At 68.1% G+C, this 251-nt stretch carries 1 protein-coding gene; it reads left to right on the forward strand.

The window, feature by feature from the left end; all coding sequences use genetic code 11:
- On the forward strand, window positions 1–251 hold a 251-nt coding region (locus SB756_RS33110; protein WP_410913638.1), incomplete at both ends, for a glutathione S-transferase N-terminal domain-containing protein.

A 251-nucleotide genomic window follows, 5' to 3' on the forward strand; every position in this document is an offset into this window, starting at 1 on the left:
TGGCGTGCGACACCCGTACCCTGGACCTGGCCGCCGCACAACAGCAGGCGAAGGACTACACCGAGCTGTCGGTGACGCAGCGCGTGCCGACGTTGCTGGACGGTGACTTTGCCCTGTCGGAGTCCTCGGCGATCACTGAATACCTCGAACAGGTCTACCCCGGGACGCCGGTGTACCCGGCTGACCCCAGGCAGCGGGCGAGGGCGCGGCAAGTCCAGGCGTGGTTGCGCAGCGACTTGCTGCCGATCCGC

Source organism: Pseudomonas sp. SIMBA_068, assembly GCF_046534705.1.
Classification (GTDB): domain Bacteria; phylum Pseudomonadota; class Gammaproteobacteria; order Pseudomonadales; family Pseudomonadaceae; genus Aquipseudomonas; species Aquipseudomonas putida.